The 14,600-nt window shown below is 44.8% G+C and carries 19 protein-coding genes and 3 tRNA genes; 3 read left to right on the forward strand and 19 right to left on the reverse strand.

Annotation, left to right across the window (positions count from 1 at the left end; genetic code table 11):
- Positions 1–12: 12 nt before the first annotated feature.
- The 6 genes from AC0NJP_RS16655 to AC0NJP_RS16680 all read right to left on the reverse strand — a co-directional run bounded on the left by AC0NJP_RS16655 (position 13) and on the right by AC0NJP_RS16680 (position 7,898).
- Positions 13–948 carry a DUF4928 family protein gene (locus AC0NJP_RS16655; RefSeq protein WP_474700507.1) on the reverse strand — a complete coding sequence of 312 codons (936 nt, stop codon included), beginning with the start codon at positions 946–948 and terminating at the stop codon, positions 13–15.
- Positions 917–2,092, reverse strand: coding sequence for a DNA cytosine methyltransferase (locus AC0NJP_RS16660; protein WP_474700508.1), 1,176 nt, complete (start codon positions 2,090–2,092; stop codon positions 917–919). The genes AC0NJP_RS16655 and AC0NJP_RS16660 overlap by 32 nt, the downstream gene beginning before the upstream one ends.
- Before the next feature lie 179 nt (positions 2,093–2,271).
- Positions 2,272–4,911, reverse strand: coding sequence for a KAP family P-loop NTPase fold protein (locus AC0NJP_RS16665; RefSeq protein WP_474700509.1), 2,640 nt, complete (start codon positions 4,909–4,911; stop codon positions 2,272–2,274).
- An 806-nt stretch (positions 4,912–5,717) separates the two neighbouring features.
- A complete protein-coding gene (locus tag AC0NJP_RS16670; protein ID WP_474700510.1) occupies positions 5,718–5,909 on the reverse strand; it encodes a hypothetical protein in 192 nt (63 codons plus the stop codon).
- A 34-nt stretch (positions 5,910–5,943) separates the two neighbouring features.
- Positions 5,944–6,576 (reverse strand): hypothetical protein, encoded by a 633-nt coding sequence (locus AC0NJP_RS16675; protein ID WP_474700511.1) that lies wholly within the window; start codon positions 6,574–6,576, stop codon positions 5,944–5,946.
- Between the two features lie 395 nt (positions 6,577–6,971).
- Entirely contained in the window at positions 6,972–7,898 is a 927-nt protein-coding gene (locus AC0NJP_RS16680; protein WP_474700512.1) for a putative phage abortive infection protein, read from the reverse strand.
- Between the two features lie 114 nt (positions 7,899–8,012).
- Between AC0NJP_RS16680 and AC0NJP_RS16685 the strand changes: the two genes are divergently transcribed.
- The gene (locus AC0NJP_RS16685) at positions 8,013–8,390 is read left to right on the forward strand and encodes a hypothetical protein (RefSeq protein ID WP_474700513.1); all 378 of its coding nucleotides are present in this window, start codon (positions 8,013–8,015) and stop codon (positions 8,388–8,390) included.
- Positions 8,391–8,451: 61 nt separating this feature from the next.
- On the opposite strand, the gene AC0NJP_RS16690 is transcribed toward AC0NJP_RS16685, so the two are convergent.
- The 10 genes from AC0NJP_RS16690 to AC0NJP_RS16735 form a co-directional block, all read right to left on the reverse strand.
- A complete protein-coding gene (locus AC0NJP_RS16690; protein ID WP_474700514.1) occupies positions 8,452–8,598 on the reverse strand; it encodes a hypothetical protein in 147 nt (48 codons plus the stop codon).
- A gap of 5 nt (positions 8,599–8,603) precedes the next feature.
- Positions 8,604–8,798, reverse strand: a complete 195-nt coding sequence (locus AC0NJP_RS16695; protein ID WP_474700532.1) for a YvrJ family protein — start codon at positions 8,796–8,798, stop codon at positions 8,604–8,606.
- Positions 8,799–8,996: 198 nt separating this feature from the next.
- On the reverse strand, positions 8,997–9,209 hold the full coding sequence (locus AC0NJP_RS16700) for a DUF2922 domain-containing protein (protein ID WP_474700515.1): 213 nt from the start codon (positions 9,207–9,209) through the stop codon (positions 8,997–8,999).
- Between the two features lie 52 nt (positions 9,210–9,261).
- Positions 9,262–9,486, reverse strand: a complete 225-nt coding sequence (locus AC0NJP_RS16705) for a DUF1659 domain-containing protein (protein WP_474700516.1) — start codon at positions 9,484–9,486, stop codon at positions 9,262–9,264.
- Positions 9,487–9,693: 207 nt separating this feature from the next.
- Complete coding sequence (locus AC0NJP_RS16710; protein WP_474700517.1) at positions 9,694–10,242, reverse strand: N-acetylmuramoyl-L-alanine amidase; 549 nt, start codon at positions 10,240–10,242, stop codon at positions 9,694–9,696.
- Positions 10,243–10,446: 204 nt separating this feature from the next.
- Positions 10,447–10,614, reverse strand: a complete 168-nt coding sequence (locus AC0NJP_RS16715; RefSeq protein WP_474700518.1) for a hypothetical protein — start codon at positions 10,612–10,614, stop codon at positions 10,447–10,449.
- Positions 10,615–11,133: 519 nt separating this feature from the next.
- Positions 11,134–11,481, reverse strand: coding sequence for a single-stranded DNA-binding protein (locus tag AC0NJP_RS16720; RefSeq protein ID WP_474700519.1), 348 nt, complete (start codon positions 11,479–11,481; stop codon positions 11,134–11,136).
- 141 nt (positions 11,482–11,622) lie between these two features.
- Positions 11,623–11,943 carry a hypothetical protein gene (locus AC0NJP_RS16725; protein ID WP_474700520.1) on the reverse strand — a complete coding sequence of 107 codons (321 nt, stop codon included), beginning with the start codon at positions 11,941–11,943 and terminating at the stop codon, positions 11,623–11,625.
- Between the two features lie 6 nt (positions 11,944–11,949).
- Positions 11,950–12,189 (reverse strand): helix-turn-helix domain-containing protein, encoded by a 240-nt coding sequence (locus AC0NJP_RS16730; RefSeq protein WP_474700521.1) that lies wholly within the window; start codon positions 12,187–12,189, stop codon positions 11,950–11,952.
- Positions 12,158–12,427 carry a hypothetical protein gene (locus tag AC0NJP_RS16735; RefSeq protein ID WP_474700522.1) on the reverse strand — a complete coding sequence of 90 codons (270 nt, stop codon included), beginning with the start codon at positions 12,425–12,427 and terminating at the stop codon, positions 12,158–12,160. The genes AC0NJP_RS16730 and AC0NJP_RS16735 overlap by 32 nt, the downstream gene beginning before the upstream one ends.
- 141 nt (positions 12,428–12,568) lie before the next feature.
- On the opposite strand from AC0NJP_RS16735, the gene AC0NJP_RS16740 reads away from it, so the two are divergent.
- Positions 12,569–12,913, forward strand: a complete 345-nt coding sequence (locus tag AC0NJP_RS16740; protein WP_474700523.1) for a helix-turn-helix transcriptional regulator — start codon at positions 12,569–12,571, stop codon at positions 12,911–12,913.
- 59 nt (positions 12,914–12,972) lie between these two features.
- A complete protein-coding gene (locus tag AC0NJP_RS16745; RefSeq protein ID WP_474700524.1) occupies positions 12,973–14,109 on the forward strand; it encodes a tyrosine-type recombinase/integrase in 1,137 nt (378 codons plus the stop codon).
- 235 nt (positions 14,110–14,344) lie between these two features.
- Here the strand turns inward: AC0NJP_RS16745 and AC0NJP_RS16750 are convergent.
- The 3 genes from AC0NJP_RS16750 to AC0NJP_RS16760 form a co-directional block, all read right to left on the reverse strand.
- Positions 14,345–14,429, reverse strand: a tRNA-Leu gene (locus tag AC0NJP_RS16750).
- 3 nt (positions 14,430–14,432) lie between these two features.
- Positions 14,433–14,508, reverse strand: a tRNA-Lys gene (locus AC0NJP_RS16755).
- A gap of 7 nt (positions 14,509–14,515) precedes the next feature.
- Positions 14,516–14,591: transfer RNA gene (locus tag AC0NJP_RS16760), tRNA-Gln, on the reverse strand.
- Positions 14,592–14,600 lie beyond the last annotated feature (9 nt).

The following is a 14,600-nucleotide window of genomic DNA, read 5'->3' on the forward strand; positions in this document are numbered from 1 at the left end:
GAGTTATTCTTATCATGTCATCTCTATTCTTAGGCTCATATCCGTTTCGCATTCTTCGATAATTTCATTATATTTTTCGATGAGCGCCTTCAATGTCACGCCGCGCTTTGCATGACTAAAAAAACTATGCTCATACACATTAGCCGACACAAATTGCTGAATATCCCATACTTCAATTCGGTCTTCAAGTCCAGCGTCTGAAGCCAGAGTTAACGCCGTGTTGACTCGTTCATAAACAGTAACAATCACAGGAAAACAGCTTGCCGCCAAATTCTCACGGCACTTCTCTATGAGCGCGCTGGCAGGCGCAGTAGTACAATGAATAACTACATCATCCAGTACAAAATCTCCATTACGACTAGTTGGCGAATCCGCCACCGAAGCCCCATGTAACCGCAACGAACCCTGCGGCATAACCAACGATAATTTTGCCGCCGTTAAATGCTGCAAAAGCGTTCCTATATACGTTGTGCCAGGATTATCTCTCTGTCGCTTTAACGCCTGATCAAACAAATCGCTAATAACGGAACGCATCGTACGAGAAGCGTCATTATGTAAAGTAAATGGCTTCGAAGCAAAAAACTCTTTCACGCGATCCGCCCACCAAGCTTCTACGCTAGATAGATCCAGGCTACCAGCCCTATTTAGCTCATTCAGCAATTCAATATACTTTGTCATAAGTCCGATACTGCCGCGGCTAGTCCGCCCGCCTTCTTTCGCAAGCGTACGCTTTATCCCATAATCGGCCAAAATAGCTTGTACAGCCGCCATACTAACACCAGCGACTTGTCCTTTACTGTCTGCTAAAAAGAGATCCGCTGATAAAGGAAACTCTTTCGTTTGAGCAGCCCGAGATAAAAAAAGGATCAACGCTAATGATCCTTTACCTGTTACCTTGTTTGTAACTCGAAACGATTCAAGCTGTTGCAACTGCTGCTGTCGATTCATTATAAGCCGCCTCCGATAATCTCATTAGAAAATTCTCGCCTAAAAACCGGGCGACTGGAACGGCCACAGCGTCCCCCATTGCTTTATAAGCGTCATTATATCGTTCCGGCAAAACAAAACTTTCCGGCGCGCCCATCAAACGAGCCACTTCTCGTATTGAAAGCAAGCGCAATGAAATTTCATTTTCTTTTTTAATCAATACAAACTGCCTGCTACTGCCGCCTTCCGGCGTTCTGAGACAACCGGCTAATCCGTCAAATCGCAACTCTAAAACCTGTTTTCCATAACGAGTTCGACGATAGCCGCAAGCGACAGCCGTTTCTAAAGAGTCTAACATAGCTTTATGTTTTGGCGACAAAATAGCCATATTTCTCTCCATAACCGCTTCATCCGGCGCAATATCCTCTAAGATAGATTCCAATGTTACGTTCCGCTGCAGCGGCTTCGGCGCCCGCCACCATACCCAGTGCGGCAGTCCGGCTGCAGCTCGTTGAATCGCTGTCGTATGAAGCCAATTAGGCCCTATATCTTTCAGCTCTTCCGGAATGGTTACAGAACGATCCACTGCAATAACAAAAATACGCGGACGCGACTGAGGAACAAATAAAGAAGCGTCAATCATCATAGCGCCGACGCGATATCCCTCGTTTACCAACGCTTCATGTAACTGACGATAATCATCGCCGCCGTTACGTGAAACCAAACCTGTCACATTTTCCGCCACAAGAATTTTAGGCCTAATCCTCATTTCTCGCATAACACGCAGCCATTCCCATACAAGTCCGCTACGGCTCGCTTGAATGCCGCCGCTCAGTCCGGCTAAAGACAAGTCCTGGCAAGGGAAGCTCGCCCAAGACAAATGAGCAACTGGTAAGTTCGCGCCAGCCACTTGACAAATATCCCCTAAGACAAAATGTTCATCCGCTGCGTTGGCGCGATATACCGCCGCCTTTTTCTCGCAAATATCATTCGCCCATACGGAATCAAACATTCCTTTCATACCACAAGCAACCAAACCGCTGCCAGCAAAAAACTCCAACATCGTATAGGGATTCGCCCAACTATGAAGATCGACAGCTTGACGCTGATCCTTATAGTGAAAAAGCGAAAATTCCTGCGCTTCGATCTTGCTTAACTTGCTCATAAGCTCCCCCCTTCACTCTGAGAGTTTTCTAAAGTAAACTATTTTACATTATAGCGTTGTACTGCTTTTCCGGTCAAGAATACGTATAAGAAATCACTCTGCTTTTTTATTTATATTCGATATAAAAAGACAGTCTCCTGCGCGAACAAGAACATATGTTTGTTGCGATTAAAAATACCTTAATGCGACTTTAACAAGTCAATTATAGTCTTTTCAGTAGGAAACCCAGCTTCAGTCGATGCTCCATACTCGCTAACTGCTAGTTCGGTATTAAACAAATCTGCTGCTTTAATTAATTGTTCAAAAATCTCGCTTCCTTGAGAAGTTAAAGGTACTGCATCTTGAATAATTTTAATTATATCGCGAACCTCAAATAATATCTTTTTTGCACTCTCAACACTTTTAACGTTAAGCACATCATACTTCGCCGCTTCCTCTAAATACCTAAAATAAGTTCTATAATTTTCTCTTACAATAGCAATATCCTTATGTTGCTGCGCCCACAAATTCAATTTTTCTTTCATATTATATAGGCAAAAATCATCCCAATCAAAAAGTAACCTTTTATATCCTACTTGACTAGTATCAGATACTATCCGATTTATACCGTTTTTTTCCTGAAAGAGGGAGTTCAAAATGCTTGCCATTTTTGGTTTCAAAATTTCACTTTCTAATCGCTTTATGTCACCCTTCATTTCTTCTTTGATTTGCTCTCCCCATTGTTTTGATTTGACCATATTCATAAAAAGTGCAAGAAACTTGCTATCTGCAGCGCCTAAATCAGCCCATTCGCACATAATTTGCATATTTTCGGCAACATTTAAATTTTGTGGTAAAATCGTGAAACATTCAAAATAACTTCTAAGTAGCTCGCTCTTCTCGCTATCTGCTAGATCTTTGCCTCTATGAGAAAAAAGCGTTTTAAAATATCTATCAATTCTTTTTACTTCAGAAAAAATATCATCTATTCCTCTTTGTTCAATTTGCTTAGATACCTGATATAACAAATTTGTTTTATCTTGCAAGAGTTGCTGCAAAAATAATAAAAGATCTTCTCGTGGAATTTCTTTATAGAACTCCGAATTATTATCCATTTCAAAACAATATTTGATAAATATTTGATAAGGCATTATATTAGGCGTTTCGAGTAAATGAAAATAAAAATCTATTAGCCCATCATTTCCCTCATAATAAGAAACTCTTGTTTGAAAATACCGAATCAATTTAATTAAGCGTTCTTTACTATCTTCGCTTATTTCCTTCTTATCGCTAATCAACTTTTCAATAGAAGCCCTGACCAACTTATCTTCTTTTTCCGAAATCTCTTCTTTGGTCAAAGAATGGCCTTGATCATCTCTGGACGCTTTAAAATGCCTTTCCACTTTTCCATGAGCTGTAAATAACTCTTCTATATCGCCCTCAGCTTTTCTCTCGCGCATCTTTTTAGCGATAAATGGAAACTCTATATTAATCAGTTGTGCAATATACAACAAATTCCAAGCTATTTCACCGTCTTTAGTAAAAGACTCTAATCTAGGATGAAGTAATGCCAAACTCGTCAAATATCGCTTCAGCGACCTTGGAGCCCTAGGAAGAACCTCGCCAATTTCCAATAATATATCTTTCCGTATGCTGCTTAAATTCATCTCATCAATTTCATCTTTAAGAAAATCTTCAAAAAACTCATCATGAGAAATAGACAATTCAACTGGATAATCAATAAACTTTTCCAAAAATACTTTACCACTTCCACTAGGCATTTCTTTCTCAATTATTTTAGCAACAAGTTCAGCATCAAATCCAATAACATAGGTTAAGGCTTCCAAGTTAACAATTTCTTTTATTCCTTTTAATAAGTCAATAGAAACCTTACTATCTTCAATACGATCTAAGTCATCAATAAAAACAACAACTTTTTTATGTTCTCCCAGAATTTTTTGTAAACTTCTTTCAACATTGCTCTTTAAATAATGCTGCTCAGCTTTCCCTTCATTATCAAGCAATTGATCAATTGCTTTTCCTATCGAAGAGGTAGCTGTCGACTTTATAAAAAATCTTTTTAAAAAATCTACAGTAAACCAGGCAGGTGAAATATAACTGCTACTATTATGCCTAGCAACTCCTATTTCCAACGCAGATCGAAAGCCCTTCCACAAATCATCTTTTTTTTGAAATAACCAAGGATTAAACCAAACTGTACAATATTCTTCTTTTTCGCAAGACTCCTTAACAAAATTCATTACCGTAGTCTTTCCAGATCCCCATGAACCGTATATGCCGATACGAACTGAATAATTCTTTTCGTTATTTTTTATCAAATTAAAAATAGAATCTGCTAAAGTGGCACGATGTAGCCGATCTTCTTTCTTTACTCTTTTCGGCTCATTGGGATTCGCAGAATTTGTTTGCATCTGCGATTTTTTATTAAGAATTCTTATTCGCGCTTCATTAAAAACCCAATAGGCACCGATTAAAAAAAGAGAGCCTATTATATTTGCGGCATTATTCACCATTTGCCACGATAAATACTGTAGCAACCAATTCCAATTGCATATATCCTTTTTAAACAAACCAAACCCAAGCCATCCGCTGGTTAAGAGCATAGATACGAGTCCTAGGCTGCAAGCAACAAGATTGTCTCTAATCCACTCTATTTTTTCAGAAATCCAAAGAAGGAAAATTGATAAAGCTATGATTCCAATAAATGTTAAGTATTTAAAAAGCCAATTAGAAAGTTCATTGATAGGAAGTAGAAATAAGGCAAAGCCCCATAGCCCAACAACAATCATTTTTAGAAGATTCTCCATAGAAATGCTCATATCGGCCCCTCAGTTAAAATTTTTTTTATAAAAACCACCACTTATTAACTAAATGTTATATTTCTCCACCAAGTCACAAAATCCTATAAGCACTATTTCAGCCAAGTCGCTAGGCGCTTTCGTACCGCAGGTCATCGCGCAGGCGCAGTAGGAAGGCTACGGCTGCGGCGCGTAGTGCAAAGCAAAGATAGCAGCCTCAGGCAAGCGAAGCCATCTGCCGATGCTGCCGCGTAGAAAAACTCCTATCTCTTCCGAGGCGCAGAGTCCCCCCGGACAATTCGGACACACCTTAGCGGGGGGACCGGGGGGAGTCGCCCGTCAAGGCGGCCGGAGCCTCTTTCCCTCTCGCATTGAATCCGTGTCCCTCCGCTTCGCGCCGCAGGATTCCGGGGAGAAGGAGAGCGCGAGAGGAAGAGGGGCGTAGAGCGAACAGCTTGCCTGTCCGCGTGCCGAGACGGCTCTGCACCGACGAAGAGATTCCTGCCAGCTTGTGCGGCAAGTGACGGCAGGGGCAAAGCGACAAGACAGAAAAAATCCCCCAACACTGGAGGAAGGGGGTTCGATTCAATCCCCTGCCAAAGCTGGCGGGGGCTGGGGGTGGTTCGACTTATTCTTGCGGCAGGCGCGCTCTCTGAAAATCCTCTGCCTTTATTCAGGAGGCTGCCGCTTTCCGCTTGCTTTTCTTCGGCGCGTCTGGCGTACTCTGCCTGTCGCGCTCCCTAGAAGCTTCGTCAGTGAGAAAAGGCAGGCCTGCGGTTCTTGCAAAAGCCCGAGCTTTTGCGAGGTCGGCAGGCCGTTTTTATAAATTAATCCTTCTTTATCGGTGGCGGGGGAGCTGGCCGTTGCTGCTGCGGCGTAATATAGATATTGGGTCTTTGCTTCGGTGCAACTTCTCTACCATTACGTATAATTTGTCGTTTTTCAATTGTATTCGGCACTATTTTATTAATAAATTCTCTTCCATCATTTCTCATCGCTTCCTGTTCGTTGCTTGACATCCTTTTTCCACCTTTCTTTTCCTCTACTTTAAAACTATTGCGGACTTGTAATAGCAGGAAATTCAACAAGTAAATTTTCCATTTTTCTCGGAATATACATAACTGGCGTTGCATACAAACGCTCTCCAGCCAAATTAAATACTTGTACATCCTCTAGGACTATCCCATCCCGATCTGTCGGATCCGACGTAGATACTATTCGCCCCTGATAAGATAGTTCTCGCTCCAAATCACGTACCGTAATCCACAAAGGTTGATATGTATTAATGAAATTATCCCACGCGTCAATCTCCGGGAACTTATCACTTATTCCCATCCAGCTAGAAAAGTGAAATAATATCCTTTTTGTAATACATTTCGTGATGAGAAATCCCAAAAACACTGCCATAATAGAAGCAATCAAGATTTCGGAAATATTCACTTGTTTTGTTACATCTGTAATATTGGATATAAACTGAAAGGGCAAATTTACTCCATACACAATTTGAACAACCCCAACTATTAAAAACCAGGGAGCATAACTGATAAATCCTAGTATCAAAGAATAAAAAAACCAGTGATGTACTTTTGTCTCCTTATGAATCGTTAAATTATCAATAATGATAAAAGCAATAATTCCCGGCAAAAAAATCAGAATAAGCCGAAACGTAAACTCCGATAGCTGCATATGTCACCTCCTTCTTATTTCCTCTATTCGACTTATCCAAAAGCTTTCCTATCGCAAAAGGAAATAAATTGTAAAAAGCTTTACAAAAAAATAACATCTGGTTATTAGCCCGACGTTGCATTTTTATTCTTGCTGATTTCCAACTGCTTCCAAAAAAACCTTGACACGCTCAGCATGCATATGTACTTTTCATTGACCAAACCTGGCACAACTCCAGCACGTTAATCAAGCTTTCGATTATGAATAGCTCTTGCAATTCTCGTCTATCTAACACACAAGGATCTTTAGTAATATCTCGATGGAAAAATTTAAAAAGGATACTTACCTATCAGCGTGCCGAAACGGTTTGCCAATAAAAAGTTTCCTGCTATGACAGGGGCTGGGAGTGATTCGACTTATTCCCTCGGCAAGCCGTCAGACATTCCTGTTCTCTTTTCAAAGCCGTACTCATCTATATTGTTCTCATCATGAGAATTATAAAGAACACTTATAGGTTTGTCCATCTTTCTCTTGTCAATTATCTCCTTTAGCCTTTCATCTGTTTTTATATATTCAACATGACTACGATGAAAAAGTCTGTCTATAGGTAAAAGATGAAATAGCTTGTACCGACAGGCAAGCAGACGAAACGTATCCGCTCCGTGATGCACAAAACAATTGTAAAAAAGCAGCAGCAACTCATTTACTGAAAGCTGGGCGCGCACTATGCGGACATATTGCTTCTTTTCCTCCACCGACAAATTGGATTCGTCAATATAGCGCATAATATGGTACAGGTGTCTGAAGTAGTGACCTATCTGAAACTGATTTACCCGGTAGAAATCATTATAGCATTTATACATACGAAAAATTTCATTCGGTTCTGTCGAGTGATTGTAGAGCTGTTTGAGCATTAAATATGCTTCTCCAAAATAGACCCTGCCACTTCGCCCCTGAAACGAAAGTTCATCCACAATTTTCTGCTGCATATCCAGCATCCTGAAAATATTATCCTGAGTTTTACTAATTTCAGAATCTTTTTTCTGAATATAGATAGTCCATAAAACAGCGAAAACACTAGCCGATCCAAGCACCGGTGCTGAAACCCCGCCGATCCATTGTCCTATAGAGCTAAGTTGATCATAGCTTAGCAAATATGGAGGCATGCTTTGAAAATGCCATCTGATAAATTCAGGACTAAATACTGCTATAATTAAAAAAAACGCCATTATCAAAAATAAGATAATCATAAGAGGTATTTTTTTCAATAGAAAGGTAGTAGCAAAAAATATTTTTTTAAACGGAGATATAATCGTAAGAGATATTCTTTTTAATATTTTCAATTCGCGTCACCAACTGATTATAGATTAATAAAACCCTTTGATTTAATAATGAAATATTCCTGCCTGATAGGAATATTTATTGAAATAAAGAATATTACAGAAGAGGTGAATACAATGTCTGATAGCAAATTACTTAATCTTAACGGCTTATGGTCTGTTAAATTTTCTTCTACTCTCGGCGGATACGGTCTGGGAATGGTTGTAATTCATAAAAATCAAATTCTAGGAGGAGATCTTTCTTACTACTATCGCGGCCAAATTACTCAAAATGATTCCAAACTTGAAGCAGTCGTAGAAGTTCACAACTACTCAAATCAGTTTGATTCTATATTGGGAGCCTATGACGATTATAAAATTACTATGTACGGTGAAATTCCGACTTCCACCCCAAACAATTCCGAAAGGCGAATACAACTAAAAGGTGTTTCTGATATCCAACCCGGCATCATTATTGAACTATCCCTCTTGTTTATAGCCGAAGGTCTAGAGTAGAAGTTATTTTTAAAAGAAAAATCCGCGCGAGTTCCAAGACCTCGTGCGGATTTTTCTATTCCTATTCTTCCAGATTGCCGACTGCTTCCAAAACAGCCTTGACGCGCTCCAGCATGCGTATGTGCTTTTCGTCGACCAGACCTGGTACGGCTTCCAGCACAGCAGCTACGCTTTCGGCCGCTTCCGTGAACTCCTTGGCCGTCATCAAACCGCCTACCCTTCCTTCAGCCGCGCACAGTCCCTGCAAGCCTTGCCTTCGCGGCACTGCGCACAGCGCTTTGTATGCTCATCCAGTTTTGCCGCAAGCGTAATCGCAGCCTGCTCCGCTGCATCAAGCTTGCTTTCCAGTTTCACCAAAAGCCAGGCCGTGACAGCAATCGGAAAGCCTACCTGCCCGATCAACTGCATCAAATCCATTCGCTACACCCCGCCAGACGAAAACAGGACGCCGCGCGCCCTGCCTTCCAGACTCTATTGGGCGGCCTCAGCCTTCCTCCGGTTCGGTAAGTTCTTCTTCTTCCTCCACCGTCAGGCATTCGCCGCCTGCATCATTCCCGCCGTAAACAATCGGCAATTCCTGCTCCTTGTCCATGCAGTCTGCCTCCCTCACTCCAGCTTCGTTGACTCATTGACATGAATGCGCGATTCCACCATCTGAATCAAAGTACCGCTTGTCGTGGCAAAAATATTTTTCGTAATAATATCTTCCATGACGGGTTGAACCTGCGCCAATGTCAGGTTATCCTTCGGATTGGGAAGACTGATCGTCACTTCCTTGCCGCTGCTATTTCGAAACACCATTTCCAAAGTCTTAGTCATAGCCGCACCTCCCCTCTAATTAAAATCGTTCTGCTTGAAATCATTCTGCCGCTTAGCCGCTGATCAACGTAGATGTATCAGCGCGGTCAATGCCAAGAACCGTCAGGCTCTGCAATCCTGCCAACGAATTAGCCACAGCATAGAGGTCGTCATCCGTAACCTCAGACCGTACATTTTGAAAATGAACGCTTTTAATTACAGGCTTGCCCGCCGCATTCGTTCCGGCGCTAAAACGCAGCGTCAGAACAGCGCTTTTCGGTGTTTTTGTTACAGCCATGCCACTCACCTCCTTTCATCAGAGAAAGCCAAAAAGGCCGCGCCGGATAGGCGCGACCTTTCGGCGGGAAAAGAGCATCTATGCCAAGGCGCACTACGCGCCGAAGCATCATCTACCAGCCCTTTTCCCGAAGGCGGTGTATTCAATTACGACTTGAAAGCAGTTTGATCTACTGGCTTTTAATTACATTATAGCGAACATACGTTCTTAAGTCAAGCCAGCGGCTGTACCAGCTGCCGCAATACCTCGCGCTATGGCCTGACCGATTTTTTTCTGCCAAGCCGGATCAGCCAGAACGGTCCTATCTGCTGCCGATGAAATAAAAGCGCATTCCACAAGCGCCGCAGGCATATCCGTAAACTGAAGCACCGTAAAGCGAGCTTCCTTTACGCCCCTGTCCTTACTATAGTCAAGCGATACAAGTTCGCTTTGGATCGCTTCCGCCAAAGCCTCGCCGTCTGCCGACTGAGGAAAATGATATGTTTCCACGCCGACCGCCTCCGTCGACTCGGCCGCATTGCAATGCACCGAAACAAACAAGTCAGCGCCGAACTCATTGGCCGCCTGGCAGCGCGGCATCAGCTCATCTGATTCAATATCGCCATAGCGCGTCATAATTACGTCATGTCCCGCCGCTGTCAAAGCGCAGTTTGCTTCATTGGCAATCGCCAGAACAAGCTCCGATTCCGTCAGTCCGCCGCTGCAGGCGCCAGGCTCAATCGGGCCGCTATGGCCCGGATCCAGACAAATCTTCATGAACTCCCACTCCCTTTATTTTTTCAAGTCTCTTCTGTTCGATCAGAAAGTACTTATCCATGCTCTACTTCTTTAGCTCTGCTATTTTTCGATCAGAAAGTACTGACCAATTCTCCATTTGTTCAGAGTCTCGCTATTTTCCAACCAGAAAACGTCCTTTTGCAAAATCTAAGTATCTAGCTGACTGCAAAGCTCTTCGCAAAATCACTTTACTATCAGACTACGGCCGCCGCTGCCGTAAACAATTCCACCAAAAGCAGCCGCGGCCTGCCTTTTGCCAGAAAAACCAAGTCTTGTCAAAAGCGCGACAGGCAAACAGCGCCAGACGCGCCGAAAACCAAGCGAACTTCGACCGCTCGCCCCCGCCTGCACGCCGCCAGCCTTCTTTCTCCGCCGCTAATCCCGGCGGGCCGTCTCGGCACGTGGACAGACAAGCTGTTCACTCTACGCCCCTCTCCCTCTCGCGCTCTCCCTTACCCTAAGCGGCTTCGCCCATGAGCGGTGGGCCGCTCGTTTTAGTGCGAGAGGAAGAAGGGCTCCGGCCGCCGCAGCGGACGACTCCCCCCGCTAAGGAGCGGCCAATCAATCCGGGGGGACCCGCCGGATCTCAGCGGCAAAACATTATGGTTGGCGGCTATTGCAGCGGAATGCTCGCTTACCTGGCGCCTTTTTCATTGCCTGGCGCCTTCTCCGCAACCGAAGCCTTCACCAAGGCCTTCGTTCAAGCCGCTTCACCGAACAAGTCGTACCGCTCGGCCCCCAGGAAAGCACTTGATTCAAGGCGGCCTCAGCCAAGGCGATCTACACCGCGTCTTTATTGCCATGAAGCAGACAGCCCAGTCTCGACGCCATATATGTAAGAAGCCTTTGCCAAACATTTTCGTTGCTTGATCAAGCATGTTCCGCAGTCCATTCGCCAGCCGCTTCCCTGTTCCAGGGAGAATCAAGAAACAGCACTTCCCGGCAGACAACTTCCAGCGCCATGCGCCGACCGCCTGCAGCCGTTTCGTAGCGGCGCATCTGAATACTTCCTTCCACAGCTACCTGCCGTCCCTTGTCGAGATAATTGCCGCAGATTTCGCCGAGCTTTTCCCAGGCGATGCAGTCAATATAATCAGGCGGCCGATCCTTGCTGCGATTTTTAACAGCCAGACTGAAGCAGCATAACGCCTTTCCTTCCCTGGTATAGCGCACATCCGGTATTTGCGCCAATCTTCCAATCAAGAGAATCCGATTCATGGAAAACACCTCCATCAGATAGGGTTATCCACATATGCACAGCCTCTACTATTATATAAGTTATTTAGTCTCGTCTCGTTTATCTTTTAATCTGTCACAGTTGCCGTCAACTATTGACTGCAACCATGACGGCAAAAAGAACTATGTGGACAATTTAATCACAGACATGGGCACATTTTTAAAAGCAATCGTCTTCAACAAATAAAAAGGCGCCTGCTTTCCCTGTCGCGGGATATGCAGAATCAGACAAGCCGCTACGAGCTCCGCCCTTGCTTTTACAAATGAGCCATGACTAATGCCGAGCATGCCCCGAAGCACCGACTCAGCTATGCAAATTGTTTTCGGCCATCCGGCCCGGTTGGACATATTCATCAGCAAATGCCACAGAGCCTGCGCGTTAGCCGACAGCGGCACAGCCGCCTGCCTCGCATAAAACGCATTGATTTCTGATAAATAGTTCATAGCTTATCACAGCTTGACCCGACGCAGCGCCGCCACGTCGATATTTTCCTTGGCTTCCGCCTTCAGCCGCAGCCATTCGTTCGCCGCTTCAACATGAATCAAAAGCTTGTTTCCGATCTTATAGGCGGGAAACCCGGCAATATAGCACATCTCCCTCACCCGGTTGACGCCAATTCCAGTCAAGGCGGCAAACTCCTTGACACTGACGGATATTTTACGACTGCTGCTTAATATTGCTGCATTCATCTTCCTCGCTCTCCCCTGCTGCCGTTTCACCAGAACGCGCCACAGCCTCCCAACGCGTGATCTGCCTCTGCAAATCCTGACAGGCGTGAATATGCCCCTGACAATAGGCAGCCCTATTTTCAACACTCTCGTTCTTGTCGGCATAATCGTCGAAACACTTTTGCCAGTAAGCCTCCTTTGTCTCCAGATAAAGCAGAATCCAATTCTTGCAAATCCCCTCCATTCGTCTTGTAATCATCCCGTACCGCCTTCTCATTACGATAAGTATTATTATATTACTTATCGTAATTTTATTATAGATCATTACGTAACGTAATACAATATATCTTTACAAATGATTTCATAGAAGTATAAAATACAATTAGGTGGTGTTTTCATTATGGCAATCGGTACGAAAATCAAAGAGGCCCGCATCAACGCCAAACTGTCCCAAGCCCAGCTGGCCGATGCAGTCGAAGTTAAGCAGTCGACTGTCGCCGCCTGGGAAGGCGGACGCAACCAGCCATCGCCGGACATGATCCGAAAAATCGCTCTAACGCTTCGCGTAAGCGCTGATTTTCTTGTCGACATGCCTGCCGATTTTCAGGGAATGCCTGATAAGCTGCGCGAACTGGCGGAAAAAATGACAGCCCTGTCATCAAGCGACAGAGCCGTCATGGATAAAGTGCTGTCGGCCATGTTGGCCAATGCGCAATCCGATGATGCAAAGAAAACTTTTCCTTAGCAAGACACTAGTTTCCCGAAGAATTCGCATCCTTCTAAAATTAAGCGGGTGGTGATACTATGGGAAAAAGAGCAAATGGCGAAGGAAGCGTGTACAGGCAGAAAAACGGCCTCTGGGCTGCCTCGGTAACGATCGGACGGAATGCAGAAACAGGCAAGCTCATGCGAAAGTACGTCTACGGCAAAACTCAACAGGAAGTTCGTGAAAAAAAAGATGCCCTTCTCGAACAGCTGAAGGGCGGCATAGCCTATTTTGATGCTGACAAACTAACAGTCGGCGAATGGACGAAAACCTGGCTTGAAACGCATGCGCGCCGCAAAGTGCGCGCCAATACCTACAACACTTACGAATCGTCGTTCCTCCAGCACATTGAGCCGACTCTCGGCAAAGTCCGTCTGCAAAAACTCCAGGCAAGCCAGATCCAGAAGATGGTCAATCAAATTGCCGAAAGATCGCCGCGGGCGGCCCAGTACGCCTTTGCCGTGCTTCGCATGGCTGTAAAGCAGGCACTCAAAGAAGACCTTTTGGCCAAAGACCCGACCCTGGCGGTAACGCCGCCGAAAATCGAAAAAAAAGAAGTCCGCCAACTTACGGCGGACGAGTGGGAACGGCTCTTTACTGAAGCGAAAAAGTCCGGTCTCTACCTTGCGGTTCTTCTAGTCTGGGCCACAGGCATGCGGCGCGAGGAAATTCTCGGCCTTCGCTGGACTGATATCAACTGGAAAACAAAAGCCCTCAGCATAGCCAATGTGGTCATCGTGACCAAAGAGGGCCCGCAGTTTGCGCCGCCGAAATCCAAAAGCGGCTACAGGCAGATTCCGATTCCGCCCCAGGTAATTGCAGCCTTGAAAAAAGCTAAGGCCCTCAATGCCGAGAAAAAAGTGGCTGATTCCGACTGGAACAAAGAAAATCTCGTATTCTGCACCAAAGACGGCGGCCCGATTGATCCCCGCCGATTCTCCCACATGTTCAGCGACACGGCCAAAGCGGCAAACGTCCCCTATACTTTCCACGACCTTCGCCATGACCATGCGACAAGACTTTTCGAAGCAGGCTGGCATCCTAAAGATGTGCAAGACCGTCTCGGCCATTCCAATATCTCTATGACCATGGACACCTATACGCACCATGTCCCGGCCCGGCAGAAAGGAATCGCCGACTGGCTGAAAAATACGCTTCCGAAAAGCGCTCAGTAAAATATCGAGCACGATGCTTTCAATAAGATTTTTATATGCGCTTCCGGTACGACCATTTAGCTTCGATTCACTGCGATATGCAAATTAGAGTACTTCACTCTAAAAACTTCAGACAAGTCATTTTAAACAAAAAGCTGTATAGCGCAACAAGGTTTTTCAACCGCGTTGCTGTACGGTTGCTGTAAAATGAAAAAAGACTTTCGAAGCAAAGAGCCTCGAAAGCCTGATTTAAAGATGGTGCGGAAGAAGGGACTTGAACCCCCACGCCGTAAAGCGCCAGATCCTAAGTCTGGTGCGTCTGCCAATTCCGCCACTTCCGCAAGTGGTGATCCACCCGCGACTCGAACGCGGGACACCCTGATTAAAAGTCAGGTGCTCTACCGACTGAGCTAGTGGATCATGATAATGGCTGGGGCGGCTGGACTCGAACCAACGCGTGCGGGAGTCAAAGTCCCGTGCCTTACCGACTTGGCTACGCCCCAACAAAAAGT

The sequence above is a fragment of the Pelorhabdus sp. sgz311002 genome, assembly GCF_056134285.1.